A 19,133-nucleotide genomic window follows, 5' to 3' on the forward strand; every position below is an offset into this window, starting at 1 on the left:
GTCGTCCCGAAGTCCGCCCAGCCGTTCGTGGCCACCCTGGTGCGCACCATCTTCGACCAACCCGACGCCACCTCAGTGCGCGCCCAGCACGCCTGGGTCGTCCAAACGCTCGAGGCCAAGCACCCGGCCGCGGCAGAGCACCTGGACGCCGCCCGCGACGACCTGATCGCCTTCGCCGCCTTCCCCCGAGAGATCTGGACGCAGATCTGGTCCAACAATCCGCAAGAACGGCTGAATAAGGAGATCCGCCGCCGCACCGACGTGGTCGGAATCTTCCCCGACCGGCCCGCCATCATACGCCTCGTCGGCGCGGTGCTCGCCGAGCAGACCGACGAATGGGTCGAAGGACGCCGCTACATGGGCCTGGAAGCCCTCGCCAAAGCCCGCCTGCGTGTCCTGCCCGGCGACACACCCACGCAGAACCCACTCCCACAGACACTTACCGCTTAACCTGCAGAAACAGGATCACGCGAAGATCGACTCATACACCACGTCCGTGGACGTGACCAGCGTAACTTCGCGGATCAAAGTGGACAAGATCGAATCGAGTCACACAAGACCACATAAAGTGATCAAAGCGAAGCGAGAGGACGATTCGAGAGCTGATGCGACTTCCCCCGCTGGAGTGGGATAGACAGCCTGGTCAGGCGGCTGCCGCCATGTCACGAACAGGGCCGAGCGATCAACACGGCTGGGGTTCGACGAGAATGCCCTTGCTGACCAGATGCTGAGCTTGGACCGGGGCCGGCTGCGACGATGAGGGGAGCTACCTGTCAACCCCCATGGAGCATCCCGCGCGGTTAAGGATCGTCCTCCAGAGGGCGCTCAGGCACCTCCCTCGGGATGCAGTACATCCCCCACTGAGCCGACGCCTCTCCTCGCTGGCCCTGCGTTGCTCCATGATGAGCGAGCGGAGGTCGCGAAACCGTTCTCGCGCCCGGGGCATCCGGGCTGCCCGCCGGATGGTCCGGCGGAGAAGGGGCCGACCGGCCCGGTGGGCGCCGCGGCTGATCATCGCGACGGCGGTGCCGCACGTCGTCCGGGCGGTGTCCTCGGGCTCGTGGCGGCCGGGACGGCGGGCCCGAGCGGCCGCGGGTGGCACGCCGGGTCACCTCGACCGGCACCCCGACCCTCGTGGAGCCTGCGGCTCAGGGGTCGCGGCGCAGCCGCTTGAGGTCGGCGCGGTGCTTCTTGGCGGCGATCCGGCGCTCCACCGCGCCCCGGCCGGGCTTGGTCGGCCGGCGGCGCTTCGGCGGCGGCGCGATCGCCTCGCGCAGCCGCTGCGCCAGCCGCTGCGCGGCGGCCTCCCTGTTGCGGAGCTGGGAGCGGTGCTCGGAGGCGGCGATCGTGATGGCGCGGGCACCCAGCCGCTCGAGCGCGCGGGCCTTCAGCGACGGCGGAAGCGCCGTGCTGGCGGCCACGTCGAAGGTCAGCTCGACCCGGCTGTCGGTGGTGTTGACCCCCTGGCCGCCAGGACCGGACGAGCGCGAGAACCGCCAGAGCAGCTCGGCGTCGGGGATGACGACCGAGTCGTTGACGACCAGCGGGCCGGACAGGACGCCGGACATGGCGATGGGCTCCTCACGCGTGCGGGATCTGCCTCCACCGTACCGGCGGCACCCGTACGGCGGGCAACGGCTTTTCGGCCGGCGCTCCAACGGGGGACGGCAGTCCGCCCGCGCGAGGAGGACCGCTCAGGCGGAGAGCACGGGCTCCCGCACAGCCTCGCGGACAGGTTCCCGCACGGCCTCGCGGACAGGCTTCCGGACGGGCTCCACGACGGGAGCCGGGCAGAGCCGATCGACCACGTCGCGCACCTGGTCGCGCAGGTAGCGGGCGGTCAGCGAGCCCTGGGCGTCGAAGTGCGGGCAGCTCGGCGACAGCACCAGTTCGGTGCCCGTGACGACGGCGCCCGCTCCGGTGAGCTGCATGCACAGCTCGGCCTGCGCCCACATGGCGCCGCAGGCCCGGACGCTGGCGCTCATCACCGCGACGTGCTTGCCGGTCAGCACCCCGGCCGCCGACAGCCAGCGCAGCGCGTGGCCCAGCTCCGCGGGCAGCAGGCTGTGCTCGGGCGCCGTCAGCAGCAGCCCGTCGGCCTGGTCGACCAGCCGTACCAGCTCGATCGCCGTGCCGGGCACCGGGCCCGGGGCGTACGGCGGCATCGTCGCGAGGCCGGACCAGCGCGTGAAGCCCGCCTCCGGCGGCAGCTCGCGACCCACCGCCTCCAGCAGCCGGTGGATGAAGGACCCGGTGTGCAGGCTGCCGGCCATCCCGACGACTGTCACCGCGCACCTGCCGCGAGGACGCCCCGTCCGCGACGGCGCGGAGTGAAGGTGGAACGGCGGGTCATCATGACCTCCCTGGTCGGTCGTTGGAGCTCGCTGAGGTGATCGCAGATCGCCGGAGCACTGCGGAGCTGCCCCGTTCGCAGGGAGTTAGGCGGAGCATCGGCGTTTCCCGGAGAGACGTGACCGCACAGGCGCGCCACGGCCCACCGGGCAGCGCGTCCACCGGCGGTCCGGCGGGGAGGAAGCGGGCCGGTCCTGGCCGGGGAGGGCCGCCGCCGGGTGGGTCTGCGCATCGCGAACCGCAACGCGACCTCCTCCTCACGGGGTAGCCGTCGCCGTTGGAATCCCGGTCGTCAGATCACCGTCGTCGGATCGGGGAGGATGCCGGCTGGACTCCACTGAGGGGTTCTGGCACCCATGGTCGGGAACCTGCCCGATGTCTTGGATGTCCAAGACCATCCCGCGGTCAAGAGGCGACCGGGATTGCCGTATCGGGACCCCATGGGCCGCAGCACCGTCGCGAGCACACGACGGCCCCCTCCTGCGACCGGCGCCGGAAGGGCCGGTCGCGGAGGGGGCCGTCGCAGGAGGGGGCCGTCGAGGAGGGGGCCGTCGAGGAGGGGGCCGCCGCCGGAGAGGGCCGCCGCCGGAGAGGGCCGTCGCCGGAGGGACCGCTGGGTCCCGTGGTCAGCTGCTCGGGTCGCGGGGACGGCGGAAGACGAGGATCAGGACGCGGAGCACCAGGACGGCGCTGACGACGAGCAGGTTGTAGCCGATCATCTGGAACAGCGTGATCGCCTGGCTGACCCGCGGGCCGCCCTCGGTGCCCAGCAGCAGCACCCCCATCAGCCCGGCGGTGGCGCCGAGGACGGTCAGCAGCACCTGGTGGAGCAGGCCGGTCACGAAGCGGCGGTCACGGTCGTCGGCGAGGAGGCGGACGTTCAGGCTGAAGCGGCCGTGCTCGGCGGCGCTGGCGATGCGCTCCACGCGCCGCGGCAGGCGGCGCAGCATCGGCAGCAGCGCGGCGAGCTCCTGGCCGACGGCCTCCTTCACCGCGTCGCCGTCGAGCCGCTCGGCGAGGTGGCGGCCGGCGAAGGCACGGGCCTCGCCGATGAGGTCGAAGCCCGGGGCCAGCCGCAGCAGCGTGCCCTCCAGGGTGGCCAGGGCGCGGAAGACGGCGGCCACCTCCGGCGGGACCGACAGCCCGTGCCGGGAGACGATCGTGAACAGGTCGGTGAACATCTGGGCGCTGCCCGAGCCGGGCACCAGGTGCCGGGCCATGAACTGGCCGAGCGCCCGTTCGAGGGCGGGCTCGTCGATGTCCTCGGGCCGCGGCACGACCTCCAGCAGCGCGTCGGTGACGGCGACGGGGTCCTGCCGGTTCATGGCGAGCAGGAAGCGCTGCAGGGCCGAGCGCATCGAGGTGTCGAGCCGGCCGACCGAGCCGAAGTCGAGCAGCCCGAGCGTGCCGTCGTCGAGCAGCATGAGGTTGCCGGGGTGCGGGTCGGCGTGGAAGACGCCCTCCACGAGCACCTGCCGCAGCAGGCAGTCGAGCAGCGCGCGGGCGAGCTCGGGCCCCTGCCGGGCGTCGGCCGTGGCCAGCGGGCGGCCGGTGAGGCGCTGCATGACGAGGACGCGCTCGGTGCACAGGGCCGAGACGGGGGTGGGGTAGGTGACGCCGCCCCCCTTGGCCGCGGTGACGGCCGCCATGTTGGCCGCCTCGACGCGGAAGTCCAGCTCCTCGCGCAGCGCGACCGCGAACCCCTCGGCCAGGTCGCGGACGCCGAGCGATCGGCCCCAGCGGGTGCGGGTCTCCAGGGTGAGCGCCAGCCGGCGGACGATGTCGAGGTCGCGGTCCACGACCTGGTCGATGCCGGGCCTGCGGATCTTGACCACGACCTCCTCGCCGGTGTGCAGCCGGGCGGCGTGCACCTGCGCGATGGAGGCGGCGGCCAGCGGGGTGCGGTCGAAGACCGCGAAGACGCTCTCGGCCGCCCCGCCCAGCTCGGCGGTCAGCACCGGCTCGACCTGCTCCCACGGCGCGGGGGCCACCCGGTCCTGCAGCAGTCCCAGCTCGGCCACGAACTCCTCCGGCAGCAGGTCGCGCCGGGTCGAGAGGACCTGTCCGAGCTTGACGAAGGTGACGCCGCCGTCGTCGAGCGCCCGGCGCAGCGAGGCGGCCAGCCGCTGCCTGCCCGGCCCGTCCTGCGCCCCGGCCATCGAGTCACGTCCGCGCAGGTACGGGCCGAGGCCGTGCCGGATCGCGATCCGGGTGATCTGGGAGTAGCGCCTGCCGCGGGAGATCCGGCCGCGCAGCGACCGGGCCACCTCCAGCGGGCCGGGGATCGAGCCGGGCGGCACCAGCGCCTCGGCCAGCACCAGCAGCACCATCGGGATGAGGACCACGCACATGGTCACCAGGAGGATGGCCCAGGCGGCCCCGATCCCGGGGTCGTGGTCCCCCTGGAACGACTGCAGGATCGGTGACAGCAGCGGCGCGGCGATCGAGAAGGCCAGCAATGCGGCGAGGAAGGTGCGGATCGCCCCGAACCTGACGCCCAGCAGGCGGCGGGCCGAGCCCGCCAGCAGCAGGATCATGACAAGCGCGGCGACGGACACGATCAGGGCCACGGGAACGTCCATGGCCCTTGATCCTCCCAGACCGGACACCCATCTCGGTCCAGACCAGGACAGACCGCCACCGCCGCGCGGTCGTCCCGCGTCAGAGGCGGGCGGTCTCGCGGGCGCGGCGGGCCTCGCGGCGCTCGACGAAGCGGGCGGCCGTGGCCTCGGTCTTGGCCAGGAAGGCCGACAGCTCCTCGCGGGCCTGCTCGCCCTCGGCGTCGAGCCCGGTCTTGTCGAACACCGCCCACTGCTTGAGCACCGGCGTGAGCACGTCGTCGAGGTGCAGGCGGAGGTCGTAGATGCCCTCGTGGGCGATGATCATGGCCTTGCGGCTGAAGCCCTCGATGCTGGAGCCGGGCATCTGGAAGGTGGTGACCACGTCCGTCACGGCCCGCATGGTCTGGTTGGGGTCGAGCTCGAAGGCCGCCTTGAGCAGGTTGCGGTAGAAGAGCATGTGCAGGTTCTCGTCGGCGGCGATGCGGGCGAGCAGCCGCTCACAGCCCTCGTCGCCGGACGCCCTGCCGGTGTTGCGGTGCGCGATGCGGGTGGCCAGCTCCTGGAAGGAGACGTAGGCCAGCTGCTGCAGCATGGTGCCGTACTCGGTGGCGAAGCCCTGCTCCATGTGGACCATGCGGGCGCGCTCGAGCGCGACCGGGTCGACCGCCCGGGTGACGGTCAGGTAGTCGCGCAGGGCGGTGCCGTGGCGGTCCTCCTCGGCCGTCCAGCGGTGCACCCAGGTGCCCCACGCGCCGTCACGGCCGAAGGTGGTGGCGATCTCGTGATGGTAGCTGGGCAGGTTGTCCTCGGTCAGCAGGTTGACGATGAGGGAGACGCGGGCGGCCTCGGGCAGCTTGGAGTCGCCCTCCTGCCACGCCTCGCCTCCGTAGACACCGTCGAAGTTGCGTCCTTCGCTCCACGGGACGTACTCGTGCGGGAACCACTCCTTGGCCATCTTGTGATGGCGGTCGAGCTCTCCCGCGACCACGGGCTCGAGCTCGTGCAGGAGTTCCGTCTGAGTCATCGCCATAGATACATCGTCTCCTTTGGTTACGGCACCGTAGGTTAGGCTACCGTAAGGTCATCACCGTCCTCTAAGGTGCCACCATGCGCCCCAGCGTCCGCGGTGTCCTGCTCGACCACGACGACCAGCTGATCGTCTTCCGGCGCACGGTGCCGGGGCGTGACGTCTACTACTCGGTGCCGGGCGGCCACGTCGAGCCGCACGACGTCACCCTGGAGCACACGCTGCGCCGGGAGCTGATGGAGGAGCTGGGCGCGACGGTGTCCGGCGTCACGCCGCTGGCCACGGTGACCTACCCGTGGCAGGGCGAGGTGAAGACGCAGCACGTCTACGGCTGCCGCCTGGTCGCCATGGACCCGGCGCTGCGGCACGGCCCGGAGCTGGACGACCCGTCGCGGGGCCGCTACGACGTCGAGCGGCTGCCGCTGCGGCCGTCCGAGATCACCTCTCGGCACGTCATACCGGAGGCGGTCGCCGCCTACCTGTCGGAGCACATCGCCGCGCTGCCCGAGCTGATCGCCGCGCCGTGACCGGCCCCTGCCGTCACCCGCGGCGGTCCTCGATCTCCCACAGGTGGTCGACGACGTGCCAGACGAGCCGGCGGGCGGCGTAGCGGGGCGGCCAGGGCAACTCGTCGCCCGGCCGCCAGGGGCGCGCGAGCACCCCGGCGAGCTCGGCCCGCATCGCGTCGCGGTCGTCGCGCGACCGGTACGGTCCGTGCCGGACGCCGAGTTTGCGGGCGTAGGAGCGCTCGGCCTCGACGACGTGGGCGTAGATCTTGGACGTGTCACGCCCTCCGCCGCGCGGCCCCTTGCGCAGGTCCTCCGGCGAGGCGGCCACCACCTCGTCGAACAGCTCCCACGCGGCGCGCAGCACCCGCACCTGCCGCTCGGCCTCGGCCCGCTCCACCGGCTCGTGGTCGAGCTCGCTGATGGCGTGCGGCGCGCCGAAGTCGGTGGTGCGGTCACCCGGCACGCGGGCGACGACCTCGGGGTCGCCGGGGTCGAACGTCAGCCCGGCCCGTTCCGCCACCACGCGGTAGCGCGGGACGTACTCCATGAGCAGGTCGAGCGCGGCCTCCTCGCCCTTGGCCACACGGCACCAGCCGGGCCAGTCCAGCGAGCAGGCGAAGACCTTCTTCGGGCCGATCTCCAGGTAGACGCGGTTCATGGATCCAGCCTGCCAGCCGTACCTGACGGAACCTGTCAGGTTCAGACGAGGTCGATGAGATCGGCCACCGAGTCGACCACCAGGGACGGGCGGTAGGGGAAGCGGTCGACCTGCTGGGGCTGGGTGACCCCGGTGAGGACGAGGATCGTGTAGAGGCCGGCTTCCATGCCGCAGACCACGTCGGTGTCCATGCGGTCGCCGATCATGGCGGTCGTCTCGCTGTGGCCGTCGATGGCGTTGAGGGCGCTGCGCATCATGCGGGGGTTGGGCTTGCCGACGAAGTACGGCTCCACACCCGTCGCCTTGGTGATCATGGCGGCGACGGCTCCGCAGGCGGGCAGGGAGCCCTCGGTGGACGGGCCGATCGGGTCGGGGTTGGTGGCGATGAAGCGGGCGCCGTTCTCGATGAGGCGGATGGCCCGGGTGATCTGGGTGAAGCTGTAGGTGCGGGTCTCGCCGAGCACCACGTAGTCGGGGTCGAGGTCGGTGAGCACGTAGCCGACCTCGTGCAGCGCCGTGGTCAGCCCCGCCTCGCCGATCGCGTACGCCGAGCCGCCGGGCCGCTGGTCGTCCAGGAACTCCGCGGTGGCGAGGGCGGAGGTCCAGATCGACTCGGGCGGCACGTCGAGACCGGCCGCGAGCAGCCGCACGGACAGGTCGCGGGGGGTGTAGATCGAGTTGTTCGTCAGCACCCGGAACGGCTTGCCGGATTCGCCGAGCCGCTTGATGAAGGCGTCGGCGCCGGGGACAGGGCGCCCCTCGTGGACGAGGACGCCGTCCATATCGGACAGCCAATAGTCGATCTGCTTACGCTCGGTCATCACCGGGTCATGGTACCGAGGGCGCCCTGTCGACTTCGCGTCCGCCATATGAAGAAATGTCACCATGTCGTTCACCGAAGCCGCTCAGGACATGCGGGACGAGCTCGTCCGCCTCCGCCACGCCCTGCACACCACCCCCGAACTCGGCCTGAGCCTGCCGCGCACCCAGGAGCGGGTGCTGGCGGCGCTCGACGGGTTGCCCCTGGAGATCACGACAGGCACGTCGCTCAGCTCGGTCACCGCCGTCCTGCGGGGCGGGCGGACCGGCGACCGCGCCGCCGGGCACCGCGACGGGGCCGCGCCCGTGGTGCTGCTGCGCGGCGACATGGACGCGCTGCCGGTCGCCGAGCGGACGGGGCTGCCGTACGCGTCGCAGGTCGAGGGCCGCATGCACGCCTGCGGGCACGACCTGCACACCGCGATGCTGGCGGGCGCGGCGCACCTGCTGAGCGCCCGCCGGGATGAGCTGGCCGGCGACGTGGTGTTCATGTTCCAGCCGGGCGAGGAGGGTCACGAGGGCGCCCGGCACATGATCGGCGAGGGGGTGCTGGACGCGGCCGGCCCCCGGCCGGTGGCGGCGTACGGCATGCACGTCGTCTCCTCCATGCTGCCGCCCGGCCTGTTCGCCAGCCGGCCCGGCCCGATCATGGCCGCGGCGGACGTGTTCCGGGTGCGGGTGAAGGGGCGCGGCGGCCACGGCTCCAGCCCGCACCGCGCGCTCGACCCGATCCAGGCGGGCTGCGAGATGGTGGCGGCCCTGCAGACGATGGTGACCAGGACCTTCGACGTGTTCGACCCGGTGGTGGTCACGGTCGGGCAGTTCCACGGGGGCACGGCGGACAACGTGATCCCGGACGAGGCGTACTTCGAGGCGACGGTCCGCTCGTTCGGCCAGGCCACCCGGGCGCTGGTGAAGCGGCGGCTGGTGGAGGTGGTGGAGGCCGTCGCGGCGGCGCACGGGCTCGGCGTCGAGGCGTCGTTCGGGATGGGTTACCCGGTGACGGTGAACGACGCGGGCGAGGCGGGCTTCGCCGAGCGGACGGCCGGCGACCTGTTCGGGCCGGGCCGTTTCGTCGTCTCGCCGCAGCCGGTGATGGGCGCGGAGGACTTCTCGTACGTGCTGGAGGAGGTGCCGGGCGCGTTCGTCTTCCTGGGGGCGTGCCCGCCGGACCGCGACCCGGCGACCGCGCCGTACAACCACTCTCCCGAGGCCGTCTTCGACGACGCGGTGCTGCCGGACGGCGCCGCGCTGTACGCGGCGCTGGCGATGACCCGCCTGGCGGCCTGATCCGCTCCGGGCGCCGGTCCGTACGCTGGACGGCGTGATGGATCACGTAGTCATCGACGGGCGCCCGGGCGGCGCGGAGGACCTCGGCCTGGCCATGGCGGCCCGCTACGGGCACTTCACCGCGATGCAGGTGCGCGGCGGCCGGGTACGGGGGCTGGACCTCCACCTGGACAGGCTGACGGGCGCGACCCGGGAGCTGTTCGGCGCGTCCCTGGACCGCGACCTGGTGCTCGCCTCCGTCCGGCGGGTGCTCGGCGGCGCGGCGGACGCGAGCGTGCGGGTGTACGTCGTCGAGCGGGCCGGCGTGCGGGTGATCGCCACGGCCGCGCCGCCCCACGAGTGGCCGCGGGAGCCGCTCTCGCTCCTGTCCGTCCCGTACGCGCGGTTCCTGCCGCACCTGAAGCACCTGGGCGGCTTTCCCCAGGCGCACCTGGGCAGGCTGGCGGCCGGGCGCGGCTTCGACGACGCGCTGCTGGTGGGCGCCGACGGCCTGATCAGCGAGGGGACGATCGCCAACCTCGGCTGCTTCGACGGCGAGCGGGTGGTCTGGCCCCAGGCGCCGATGCTGCGCGGCGTCTCGATGGGGCTGCTGGAGCGTGCCCTGCCGGGCGAGCACCGGCCGCTGAGGGTCGCCGACCTGGCGGCGCGTCCGCTGGTGTTCCTGTCCAACTCGTGGGGCGTCGTGCCGGTCGGCCGGGTGGACGACCTGGCGCTGAAGGTGGACGAGGACGCCTGGTCGCGGCTGGCCGCCACCTTCGACGCGCTGCCCTGGGACCCGATCGTCTAGAGCCCCGCCGGGTGGAGACGAGCATCACCGAGGACACCGATGAAGGAAAGTTACATTAGCCTCACAACAACTGGAGATTATTGACGCACCGTTTTCGGTGCACGTATGGTCCGGTCAATCTCACAGATCCTCAGCAGGTCCGACATCCCCCGGAGCGGAACATGAAGCGACTGGCAGCGGCAGTAACGTTGCTGGGCCTTGCCACCGTCACAGCGTGCAGCGGTGGTTCCACCACTCAGTCCGGCTCGGGCGGTGGTGGCGGGCTCTTCACCACGATCGACGTGAACAGACCCGGTCTCGACGCGGCGGCGCCGCCCAACCCGTACAACCCGAAGGGCAACTCCTTCTCCGCGTTCAACGCGATGAAGATCGGCTGGGTGAAGAACCACCTGACGGACCCGAACCAGGCCCTGCCCGGCATCGCCGAGAGCTGGGAGATCGCTCCGGACAACTCCGCGATCACGCTGAAGCTGCAGCCGAACGCCAAGTGGTCCGACGGCCAGCCGGTGACCACCGAGGACGTCAGGATGTCCATCGGCATCGCCTACACGCAGGGCAGCACGGCCTTCTCGGTCACCCCGGGCGCGGCGGGGGCCGCCGCCGAGGTCACCGTCGTCGACGACAAGACGCTGAAGATCACGCAGAACATGGACAACCCGAGCCCCAAGTTCGCCCGCGGCGTGCTCGACACCACGGTGCTGCCGTCGCACGTGTGGAAGGACGTCCTGCCGGCGGACTTCTGGGACAAGCTCAAGACGGCCCGCGGTGAGGGCGCCGAGGCCGAGAAGGCCCGTGAGGAGATCACCGCGCTGGGCCAGAAGGTGCTCGCCTTCGCCCCCGCCAAGGACGTCTCCGCCGGGCCGTTCGTGCTGGAGCGGGTGAATCCCGGCGAGGCGCTGCTGGTGAAGAACAAGCACTTCTACAACGCCGCCAACGTGGCCCCGGCCCAGGTGAAGTTCCTCAACTTCACCGGCAACGAGCAGATCTGGAACTACCTGACCGCGGGCAAGCTCGACCACTCCGGATTCGTCGCGGCCCCCACCGACGTGATGAACCGGATCAAGCAGGCGCCGGGCAACGAGGTCATCAAGGGCTACTCGCCGGTGGCCGTGGGCATGGGCTTCAACCAGTCCAAGAAGCCGTACGACAACGTGCACGTGCGCCGCGGCCTGGCCTACCTCATCAACCGTGACGAGGTCACCAAGGTCGCCTCGCCCGAGGGCGGCACGCCGGCCACCACCACCACCGGCATCCACCAGAAGGCCGCTCCCGCCTGGATCGGCGACACGGTGGGCCAGCTGGAGCCCTACAAGCCCGACCCCGCCAAGGCGGAGGAGGAGTTCAAGCAGGCCGGCCTGACCAAGAAGGACGGCAAGTGGACGCTGTCCGACGGCTCGCCGTGGAAGGTCTCCATGACGGCCCCGTCCGGCTTCTCCGACTGGATCTCCGCGCAGGAGAACATCAAGAGCCAGCTCATCAAGAACGGCGTGGACGCCGAGGTCGTCACCGTCGCCGACTACCCGCTCTACCTGGAGGAGCTCGCGGCCGGCAAGTACGACGTGGGCTTCTGGCTGATGGCGCTCGGCCCGGCGCCCTACGACATCTACCAGCGCCTCTACGGCGCCTCCAACGGCTGGACGAACGTCGCGGGCAAGGTCACCCACGCGGCGCCGGGCAAGGGCGGCAACTGGATGGGCGGCCCCGAGGAGATCGAGGTCGAGGGCATCGGCAAGATCAACCCCGGTGAGCTGACCGCCAAGCTCAACACCGCCACCGCGGAGGAGGCCAAGCCGATCATGACGCAGCTCGCCAAGGCCGCCAACCAGGACCTGCCGGTCATCCAGCTCTGGGACTACGTCAACAACCAGTTCGTCAGCAACAGCCGCTTCACCGGCTGGCCGCACGACGACGAGATCCTCCGGCTCGGCACCGGTGTGCTGGCCTCCGGCGTGTGGATCCAGCTCGGCATGGTCAAGTCGAAGCAGTAACTCATGACGATCATCGCACGGCGACTCGCGGGCCACCTGGCCCGCGGGCTCGTCATGATCCTCGTTGTCGCCACGATCAGCTTCTTCATCGTCAACAACATCCCGGGCGACCCCATGGCAGCCCGCTACGAGAAGCTCATCGAGCAGGGCATGTCGCCGGAGGCCGCGGCCCAGGGCGTCAAGGTCCTGTACGGCTTCCTGCCCACCGGCACGCTGTGGGAGCAGTACACCGACTACATGAGCGGCCTGGTCCGTCTCGACCTCGGCGTCTCCGTCAGCAGGCCCGGCACCCCCGTCCTCGACGTGCTCGGCGAGGCGACCAAGTGGACCGTTCTACCGGTGCTGGCCGGCACGCTCCTCAGCTTCCTCGTCGGGATCGTGCTCGGCGTGTACGCCGCGATCAAGCGGACGGGCAAGCTCGGCGACGCCCTGGCCATCTCCGGCTCGCTGCTGCACGGCATCCCGCAGTACGTGCTGGCGATGCTGCTCGTGGTGATCTTCGCGACGCTCATCCCGATCCTGCCCGCCGACGGGCCCGTGGACATCCTGTTCGAGCCCGGGTTCAACGCCGGCTACATCGGCTCCCTCGTCGAACACGCCGTACTGCCGGTGGCCACGTACGCGCTGTCGGCCTACGGCGGCTGGATCCTGGCGATGAAGTCGAGCGTGGTCACCGTGCTGGGCGACGACTTCATCCTCGCCGCCGAACTGCGCGGGATGAAGCGCTCGATCATCTTCCGCTACATCGCGCGCAACGCGATCCTGCCCCTCTTCACGATCCTCGCGCTGTCACTCGGCCTGCTGCTGGGCGGAGCCGTGTTCATCGAGAAGATCTTCAACTATCCGGGACTCGGACTGCTGCTCATCAACAGCATCAACGACCGCGACTACGCGCTCATGGGCGGGGCCTTCCTGCTGATCACCGTGGCCGTCATCGTCGCCAACATCGTGGCCGACCTGTTCTACACGGTGATCGACCCGCGGGTGCGCAGTGGAGAGGAGGCGAGATGAGCGCGACACTCCTTCCCGAGACGACGTCCACCAGCGCGGCCATGCGCCGCAACTTCTGGCGCGGCGTCTGGCGGGTGATGCGGCGCAAGCCGAGCCGGATGGCCGGCGTGGTCATCCTCGCCGGCTTCATCCTCATGGCCGCCTTCGGACCGTTGTTCTATCCGGACCACCTGCCGTCCGACCCCGACTCCATCAGCCGGCCGCCGAGCTGGGAGCACTGGTTCGGCACCGACCCGCAGGGCCGCGACGTGCTCACGCTCGTCATCACCGGCTCGCGCTACGTGCTGCTCAGCGCGGGGGTCACCGCGCTCATCACCGTGGTGGTCGGCACGGCGATCGGCCTGTTCTCCGGCTTCAGGCGGGGCCGCTGGGACACCGTGCTCATGCGGATCACCGACATGAAGCTCACCATCCCCAGCCTGCCCCTGCTCCTGGTGCTGGCGACCGTCTGGAAATTCGGCAACCCGCTCCAGATGGGCCTGGTCCTCGGCCTGTTCGGCTGGGGCGGCGTGGCGCGGGCCGTCCGGGCGCAGACACTGTCGCTGCGCGAGCGCGGCTTCATCGAGGCCGCCCGCGGACTGGGCCTGTCGACCAGGCACATCATCGGCAAGGAACTGCTGCCCAGCATGGCCCCGTACATCGCGATGAACATGCTCATCGCGGTCACCGGCGCCGTCTACGCGCAGGTCGGCCTGTTCTTCCTCGGCGTCCTGCCGTACGAGTCGGACAACTGGGGTGTGATGCTCAACCTCGCGGTGTTCCAGGCGGGCGCCATGATCACACCCAACGCGCTGGGCTACCTGCTGGCGCCGCTGCTGGCGATCCTGCTGCTGACGCTCGGCATCGTGCTCGTGGTGGACGCCATGGACGAGATCTTCAATCCCCGGCTGCGTGAGGAGTAGTCCGTGCCCCACCCCGCATCATCGCAGGCGCCGGGCGTGCGCATCGACGGCCTGACGGTCGTCTACAAGACGCCGGCGGGCGAACTGCCCGCCGTGCGCGACGTCAGCCTGACCCTGGAGCCCGGCACGATCACCGGCATCGTCGGCGAGTCCGGCTCCGGCAAGTCGACGCTGGCGCTGTCGCTGCTCAACGCCGTGCAGCCGCCGGGACGGATCGCGGCCGGCAGCGTCGAGATCGACGGGCTCGGCGACGTCGTCGGCCTGAGCGGCGAGCGGCTGCGCAAGGCGCGCGGCGCGCACATCGGTTACGTGTTCCAGGCCGCCCAGAACTCCCTCAACCCGCTCAAGACGGTCGGCAAGCAGCTCCTCGACCTGGGCCGCTCGCACGGCGTGGACGACCTGCGCGGCCTGGTCCGCGAGGCGCGGGAGCTGCTCGGCCGGATGGGGCTCGACGGGGCCCGGGTGCTCGACTCGCACCAGCACGAGCTGTCGGGCGGCATGCGCCAGCGGGTCGGCATCATGCTGGCCCTGGTCCTGAACGCCCACGTGGTCGTCCTGGACGAGCCGACCACCGCGCTCGACATGATCACACAGGCGAACATCCTCAAGATCGTCCGTGAGGTGCACGCCGAGCGCGGGCTGACCACGCTGGTCATCACGCACGACATCGGCGTGGTGGCGGAGGTGGCCGACCGGCTGGCGGTCATGTACGGGGGGCGGCTGGTCGAGCAGGGCCCCACCCGGGAGGTGCTCGGCGCGCCGCGTCACCCCTACACGCGCGGCCTGATCCAGGCCATCCCGCGCCTGGTCGGCGACATCGACGAGGCCAGGGCGCTGCCCGGCCGCCCGCCGACGCTGGCCACGGTGCCGACGGCCGGCTGCGTGTTCCGGGAGCGCTGCGCGCTGCGGATGGACGTGTGCGAGACCGACGACCCGGCCGCCGTCGCGCACGGCACGCGGATCGTGGCCTGCCACGCGGTGAAGGTGAGGGAGCACGCGTGATCACGGGGAACGGCATCACCAAGACCTTCCGGCAGCGGGGCAACGTCCTCGCCGGCCGGGACGTGCAGGCCCTGCGGGGCGTCGACTTCGCCATCGCCAAGGGCGGCGCCGCCTCGTTCATCGGCGAGTCCGGCTGCGGCAAGACGACGCTCGGCCGGATCATCGCGGGGCTGGAGACGTACGACGCGGGCGAGATCAGCATCGGCGGCACGCCCATGTCCGGGCTCAAGCCGAAGCAGCGCCAGCCGCACTTCCGCAAGATCCAGATGATCCACCAGGACCCCTACTCGGCGCTGAACCCGACCCGGACCGTCCACCAGACGCTCCAGGCGCCGCTCGCGCTGCGCGCCAAGCAGACCGGGCGGTCACGGCAGTGGATGGACGAGCGGGCGGCCGAGGTGCTCGCGCTGGTCGGGCTCGACCCCGGCACGGTGCTGTCGCGCTACCCGCACCAGCTCTCGGGCGGCATGCGACAGCGTGTCGTCATCGCGCGGGCGCTGACCGTGGACCCCGAGATGCTCGTCGCCGACGAGGCCGTCTCGATGATCGACGTGTCGCTCCGGCTCGGCATCCTCGCGCTGCTGAAGGACCTGCGCGAGCGGCTCGGGGTCAGCGTGCTGTTCATCACGCACGACGTGGCCACCGCCCGCTACATCGGTGACGACGGCGAGCTGTACGTCATCTACCGGGGCCAGGTCGTCGAGCGGGGGCCGGTGGACACGGTGATCGCCGACCCGGTGCACCCGTACACGCAGTCGCTGCTGTCGGCCATCCCGGTGCTGCACGGGCTGGAACTGCCGGGCGAGCAGCCCGTGGTGCCGCTGGAGTCGCTGGACGAGTCGCAGCCCGACACCGGGTGCCTGTTCGCGCGCCGCTGCCCGTTCCGTACCGAGCGGTGCGAGGGCGAGCGGCCGGTGCTGGGCCGCACGGAATGCGTGCCGCAGGAGCACGCCTGCTTCCACCCGGAGCGCCGCAGCGTCGTCGCCCGGCCGATGAGCGAGGTGTGAGCCGGTGCCTTCGGGGGCGGACCGGGAGCGGGCCGACCGGGAGCGGGCCGACCTGAAACGGCCTGATCTTGAGTGGGCCGACCGGGAGCGGGCCGACCTGAGACGGCCTGATCTTGAGTGGGCCGTCCAGGTGGCGGAGGCGGCGTTGACGCTGGACGCCGCCGAGGCGGGCGCGCTGGTGCGGCGGCTGGCCGCGCCGCCCGCCGGGCGCCGCTGGACCGCGCTGGTGGACGGAGGCGGCGTCGTCATGGCGTCGATGTCGGACAGGGACCCCGGCGCCGGGCACATCGATCTGCTCGCCGTGCATCCGGACGAGCAGGGCCGCGGGCTGGGCCGGCGGCTGGTGCGCGCGGCGGAGGAGTGGCTGCGCGGCCAGGGCGCCACGCAGGCGCGTTTCGCCGGCAACCCGCCGTGCTACGCCTGGCCGGGCATCGACGTCCGCTACACCGCCGCCGCCTGCCTGGCCGAGAGCCTGGGGTACGAGCGCCACCACGTGGCCTGGAACATGACCGCCGACCTCACCTCCGCCGACCTGTCCACCGAGGGTGACGTGACCGGCCTGGCCGCGCGGGGCGTGGCCGTCCGCGCGGCCGACACCGCGGCCGATCGGGAGCGGGTGGCGGCGTTCGTACGGGAGCACTGGAACGAACGCTGGGCCTGGGAGGCCGCCAACGCCGCCGGCCTGCACTACGCCGAGCGCGACGGCGAGCCGCTGGCGTTCGCGGCGTGGGGCGCCCGCCCGGCCTGGTTCGGGCCGATGGGCACGGCCCCGGCGGCCCGGGGCCTCGGCGTGGGCCGGGTGCTCCTGCGCCGCTGCCTGGCCGACCTGCGCGCCGCCGGGTACGGCAGCGCGCAGATCGGCTGGGTCGGGCCGCTGCGCTTCTACTCACGCGCGGTGGGCGCCCGGGCCGAGCGGGTCTTCTGGCTCTACCGGCGCGACCTGGCGTGATGTCACGGGTAGAGCAGCGGCCCGCCGGGAGGAGCGGGCTCGGGGCACAGGGGGCGCGGGTCCTGTCCCGCCTCCAGGCTGCGTGTCAGCGTGTCGGAGCCCCACAGGTGGTCCTCGAAGCCCTCGGGCCCCCACCAGGTCAGGTCCCGCGGGTAGAGGGTGCGGGCGACGTGCAGCATCGACACGCCCGTGAGCACGGGCCGGAACGCGGCCCGGTCGTGCACGTGGACCTGGACGCCGCGCACCGTCGTGCCGGCGTGCTTGTGGAAGGTCGGGGTGAACCACGTCTCGCGGAAGCGCACCCCGGGCAGGCCGAGCGCGTTCAGGGCGGGCGCGAACCTCTCGTCCACGTACGGGGCGCCGACGAGCTCGAACGGCCGGGTCGTGCCGCGCCCCTCGGAGAACGTGGTCCCCTCGAACAGCCCGGTGCCCGGATAGACCAGCGCGGAGTCGGGGGTCGGCAGGTTGACCGACGGCATCACCCAGGGCAGCCCGGTGGCGGCGAAGTCCATCCCGCGCCGCCACCCCTCCATCGCGACGACCCGCAGGTCCAGGTCGAACCCGAACAGCAGCGCCAGTTCCCCGACGGTCCTGCCGTGCCGCACCGGCAGCGGGAACCTGCCGACGAAGCTGGCGAACGCCGGGTCGAGCCGCGGCCCCTCGGTGACCGTGCCGCCGAGCGGGTTGGGCCGGTCGAGGACCACGAACCGCAGGCCGAGCCGGGCGGCCGAGGCCATGAGGTCGTACATGGTCCACACGTAGGTGTAGAAGCGGGTGCCCACGTCGGCGATGTCGAAGACCAGCGTGTCGACGCCGGAACGTGCCACCGCCTCGTCCAGCGCCGCGCCGGAGCGCTTGTAGGTGTCGTGGACCGGCAACCCCGTCCGCGGGTCGGTCGCGTCCGGCTCGCTCCCGTCGGCCTGAGCGGTGCCGCGCATCCCGTGCTCGGGGCCGAACAGCGCGGTCAGCGGCACGCCGGCCGCCAGCAGCGCGTCCGCGGTGGGGGTCAGGTCGGGCAGGACTCCGGTGGGGTTGGTGATCAGGCCGAGGCGGCCGCCACCCGCGAGCGCGGGGTCGGCGGCGAGCCGTTCGGCACCGGTACGCACGTACGTCATGAACCCATAGTGCTGAAAGATCTTTACAAGAGAGAAGTAAAGGGTGGAAATTAGCGTCATGATCGATCCCCTACCGGAGCTGGCGACGGAGCAGAGCGACCCTCGCTACAGCCAGATCGACCAGCTCCCCACCGACCAGATCGCACGGTTGATGAACCAGGCCGACGCCGCCGTGCCGGCGGCCGTCGCGGTGGCCATCCCGGAGATCTCCGCCGCCATCGACGCGATCTCAGCCAGGATGCGCGCGGGCGGGCGGCTGCTGTACGTGGGCGCCGGCACGTCCGGGCGGCTGGCCGTGCTCGACGCCTCGGAGTGCCCGCCCACGTTCGGCACCGACCCGGAGCTTGTCCAGGGTGTCATCGCGGGCGGCCCGGAGGCGCTCACCCGTTCGGTGGAGGGCGCCGAGGACGACGCCGAGGGCGGCGCGGCCGAGATGGCGCGGCTCGAGGTGGGCCCGCTCGACTCGGTGGTGGGCGTGTCGGCCAGCGGGCGGGCTCCGTTCGTCGTGGGCGCGCTGCGGGAGGCCGCCGGGCGGGGCGCGCTGACCGTCGGGCTGTCGTGCAACCACGGCGCTCCCCTGTCGGCCGCGGCGGAGCACGCGATCGAGGTGGTCGTGGGGCCGGAGGTCGTGGCGGGCTCGACCCGGCTCAAGGCCGGCACGGCGCAGAAGCTGGTGCTCAACATGATCTCGACCATCTCCATGGTCCGTCTCGGACGGACGTACGGCAACCGCATGATCGAGATGTCCGCGATGAACAACAAGCTGGCCGACCGGGCGATCCGCATGGTCAGCGACATCACCGGCGCCGACCGGGAGACTGCCGCCAAGGCGGTGGACGCGGCGGACGGGCAGGCCAAGACGGCGGTCGTGATGATCCAGCACGGGCTCGACGCGGAGGGGGCGCGGGCGCTGCTGGAGTCGCACGGCGAGCGCCTCAGCGACGCGCTCAGCGGCTGACGTCCCTGCGCCACCCACCGGAGGGAGGAGTGGCGAGGGCGGCGAGGGGGAAGGCCGGGTCCGGAAGCGGACCCGGCGGAGAGGCGGGGGATGGACCGGCTGGAGCGCAGTGGGACGACCGACCGGACGGAACCCGGCGGGACGACCGACCGGACGGAACCCGGCGGGACGACCGACCGGACGGAACCCGGCGGGACG

General features: G+C 71.8%; 18 protein-coding genes. 11 read left to right on the forward strand and 7 right to left on the reverse strand.

The annotated features are described in order from the left end of the window. A partial coding sequence (locus CXR44_RS00005) for a transposase (protein ID WP_180903125.1) occupies nucleotides 1-450 on the forward strand: 450 nt, incomplete at its 5' end. A gap of 698 nt (nucleotides 451-1,148) precedes the next feature. Here CXR44_RS00005 and arfB read toward each other — a convergent pair. The 4 genes from arfB to CXR44_RS00030 all read right to left on the reverse strand — a co-directional run bounded on the left by arfB (nucleotide 1,149) and on the right by CXR44_RS00030 (nucleotide 5,943). Then, on the reverse strand, nucleotides 1,149-1,568 hold the full coding sequence (gene arfB, locus CXR44_RS00010) for an alternative ribosome rescue aminoacyl-tRNA hydrolase ArfB (protein WP_101782757.1): 420 nt from the start codon (nucleotides 1,566-1,568) through the stop codon (nucleotides 1,149-1,151). Between the two features lie 126 nt (nucleotides 1,569-1,694). Beyond that, nucleotides 1,695-2,288, reverse strand: a complete 594-nt coding sequence (locus CXR44_RS00015; protein WP_144016435.1) for an NADPH-dependent FMN reductase — start codon at nucleotides 2,286-2,288, stop codon at nucleotides 1,695-1,697. Between the two features lie 690 nt (nucleotides 2,289-2,978). Continuing rightward, complete coding sequence (locus CXR44_RS00025) at nucleotides 2,979-4,934, reverse strand: ABC1 kinase family protein (RefSeq protein ID WP_101782760.1); 1,956 nt, start codon at nucleotides 4,932-4,934, stop codon at nucleotides 2,979-2,981. Between the two features lie 79 nt (nucleotides 4,935-5,013). Beyond that, complete coding sequence (locus CXR44_RS00030) at nucleotides 5,014-5,943, reverse strand: acyl-ACP desaturase (RefSeq protein WP_101782761.1); 930 nt, start codon at nucleotides 5,941-5,943, stop codon at nucleotides 5,014-5,016. 77 nt (nucleotides 5,944-6,020) lie between these two features. Here CXR44_RS00030 and CXR44_RS00035 point away from each other — a divergent pair, with 77 nt between their 5' ends. Beyond that, nucleotides 6,021-6,467 carry an NUDIX domain-containing protein gene (locus CXR44_RS00035; protein ID WP_101782762.1) on the forward strand — a complete coding sequence of 149 codons (447 nt, stop codon included), beginning with the start codon at nucleotides 6,021-6,023 and terminating at the stop codon, nucleotides 6,465-6,467. Between the two features lie 13 nt (nucleotides 6,468-6,480). On the opposite strand, the gene CXR44_RS00040 is transcribed toward CXR44_RS00035, so the two are convergent. After that, nucleotides 6,481-7,107, reverse strand: coding sequence for a hypothetical protein (locus CXR44_RS00040; protein WP_101782763.1), 627 nt, complete (start codon nucleotides 7,105-7,107; stop codon nucleotides 6,481-6,483). Between the two features lie 41 nt (nucleotides 7,108-7,148). Next, nucleotides 7,149-7,928 (reverse strand): HAD-IIA family hydrolase, encoded by a 780-nt coding sequence (locus CXR44_RS00045; RefSeq protein ID WP_101782764.1) that lies wholly within the window; start codon nucleotides 7,926-7,928, stop codon nucleotides 7,149-7,151. Nucleotides 7,929-7,992: 64 nt separating this feature from the next. On the opposite strand from CXR44_RS00045, the gene CXR44_RS00050 reads away from it, so the two are divergent. The 8 genes from CXR44_RS00050 (at nucleotide 7,993) to CXR44_RS00085 (ending at nucleotide 16,862) form a co-directional block, all read left to right on the forward strand. Then, nucleotides 7,993-9,216 carry a M20 metallopeptidase family protein gene (locus tag CXR44_RS00050; protein WP_101782765.1) on the forward strand — a complete coding sequence of 408 codons (1,224 nt, stop codon included), beginning with the start codon at nucleotides 7,993-7,995 and terminating at the stop codon, nucleotides 9,214-9,216. Between the two features lie 37 nt (nucleotides 9,217-9,253). Next, the gene (locus CXR44_RS00055; protein ID WP_101782766.1) at nucleotides 9,254-10,003 is read left to right on the forward strand and encodes an aminotransferase class IV; all 750 of its coding nucleotides are present in this window, start codon (nucleotides 9,254-9,256) and stop codon (nucleotides 10,001-10,003) included. Nucleotides 10,004-10,284: 281 nt separating this feature from the next. Beyond that, complete coding sequence (locus CXR44_RS00060; RefSeq protein WP_245898692.1) at nucleotides 10,285-11,991, forward strand: ABC transporter substrate-binding protein; 1,707 nt, start codon at nucleotides 10,285-10,287, stop codon at nucleotides 11,989-11,991. Nucleotides 11,992-11,994: 3 nt separating this feature from the next. Then, a complete protein-coding gene (locus tag CXR44_RS00065) occupies nucleotides 11,995-13,002 on the forward strand; it encodes an ABC transporter permease (RefSeq protein WP_101782768.1) in 1,008 nt (335 codons plus the stop codon). Further along, nucleotides 12,999-13,904, forward strand: coding sequence for an ABC transporter permease (locus CXR44_RS00070; RefSeq protein WP_101782769.1), 906 nt, complete (start codon nucleotides 12,999-13,001; stop codon nucleotides 13,902-13,904). The genes CXR44_RS00065 and CXR44_RS00070 overlap by 4 nt, the downstream gene beginning before the upstream one ends. Nucleotides 13,905-13,907: 3 nt before the next feature. Beyond that, nucleotides 13,908-14,906 carry an ABC transporter ATP-binding protein gene (locus CXR44_RS00075; protein ID WP_245898693.1) on the forward strand — a complete coding sequence of 333 codons (999 nt, stop codon included), beginning with the start codon at nucleotides 13,908-13,910 and terminating at the stop codon, nucleotides 14,904-14,906. After that, nucleotides 14,903-15,913: an ABC transporter ATP-binding protein gene (locus tag CXR44_RS00080; protein WP_101782770.1), complete on the forward strand. Its 1,011-nt coding sequence runs from the start codon at nucleotides 14,903-14,905 to the stop codon at nucleotides 15,911-15,913. Before CXR44_RS00075 ends, CXR44_RS00080 begins: the two co-directional genes overlap by 4 nt. A 4-nt stretch (nucleotides 15,914-15,917) precedes the next feature. Then, complete coding sequence (locus tag CXR44_RS00085; RefSeq protein ID WP_245898694.1) at nucleotides 15,918-16,862, forward strand: GNAT family N-acetyltransferase; 945 nt, start codon at nucleotides 15,918-15,920, stop codon at nucleotides 16,860-16,862. A gap of 2 nt (nucleotides 16,863-16,864) precedes the next feature. Here the strand turns inward: CXR44_RS00085 and CXR44_RS00090 are convergent, their stop codons facing one another. Beyond that, nucleotides 16,865-17,977, reverse strand: a complete 1,113-nt coding sequence (locus CXR44_RS00090; RefSeq protein ID WP_101782771.1) for an exo-beta-N-acetylmuramidase NamZ family protein — start codon at nucleotides 17,975-17,977, stop codon at nucleotides 16,865-16,867. A gap of 58 nt (nucleotides 17,978-18,035) precedes the next feature. On the opposite strand from CXR44_RS00090, the gene murQ reads away from it, so the two are divergent. After that, a complete protein-coding gene (gene murQ, locus CXR44_RS00095) occupies nucleotides 18,036-18,935 on the forward strand; it encodes an N-acetylmuramic acid 6-phosphate etherase (RefSeq protein ID WP_101782772.1) in 900 nt (299 codons plus the stop codon). The last annotated feature ends 198 nt before the right edge of the window (nucleotides 18,936-19,133 follow it).

Origin of the sequence: Nonomuraea indica, assembly GCF_002850745.1 — a bacterium.
Classification (GTDB): Bacteria; Actinomycetota; Actinomycetes; order Streptosporangiales; family Streptosporangiaceae; genus Nonomuraea; species Nonomuraea indica.

Bases quoted from the DNA above. Each gene is read 5' to 3' on its own strand.
- CXR44_RS00070 (WP_101782769.1), top strand. From the start codon at position 12,999: ATGAGCGCGACACTCCTTCCCGAGACGACGTCCACCAGCGCGGCCATG.
- CXR44_RS00045 (WP_101782764.1), bottom strand. From the start codon at position 7,928: ATGACCGAGCGTAAGCAGATCGACTATTGGCTGTCCGATATGGACGGC.
- CXR44_RS00055 (WP_101782766.1), top strand. From the start codon at position 9,254: ATGGATCACGTAGTCATCGACGGGCGCCCGGGCGGCGCGGAGGACCTC.
- CXR44_RS00025 (WP_101782760.1), bottom strand. From the start codon at position 4,934: ATGGACGTTCCCGTGGCCCTGATCGTGTCCGTCGCCGCGCTTGTCATG.
- CXR44_RS00050 (WP_101782765.1), top strand. From the start codon at position 7,993: ATGTCGTTCACCGAAGCCGCTCAGGACATGCGGGACGAGCTCGTCCGC.
- CXR44_RS00030 (WP_101782761.1), bottom strand. From the start codon at position 5,943: ATGGCGATGACTCAGACGGAACTCCTGCACGAGCTCGAGCCCGTGGTC.
- arfB (WP_101782757.1), bottom strand. From the start codon at position 1,568: ATGTCCGGCGTCCTGTCCGGCCCGCTGGTCGTCAACGACTCGGTCGTC.
- murQ (WP_101782772.1), top strand. From the start codon at position 18,036: ATGATCGATCCCCTACCGGAGCTGGCGACGGAGCAGAGCGACCCTCGC.
- CXR44_RS00040 (WP_101782763.1), bottom strand. From the start codon at position 7,107: ATGAACCGCGTCTACCTGGAGATCGGCCCGAAGAAGGTCTTCGCCTGC.
- CXR44_RS00065 (WP_101782768.1), top strand. From the start codon at position 11,995: ATGACGATCATCGCACGGCGACTCGCGGGCCACCTGGCCCGCGGGCTC.
- CXR44_RS00035 (WP_101782762.1), top strand. From the start codon at position 6,021: ATGCGCCCCAGCGTCCGCGGTGTCCTGCTCGACCACGACGACCAGCTG.
- CXR44_RS00090 (WP_101782771.1), bottom strand. From the start codon at position 17,977: ATGACGTACGTGCGTACCGGTGCCGAACGGCTCGCCGCCGACCCCGCG.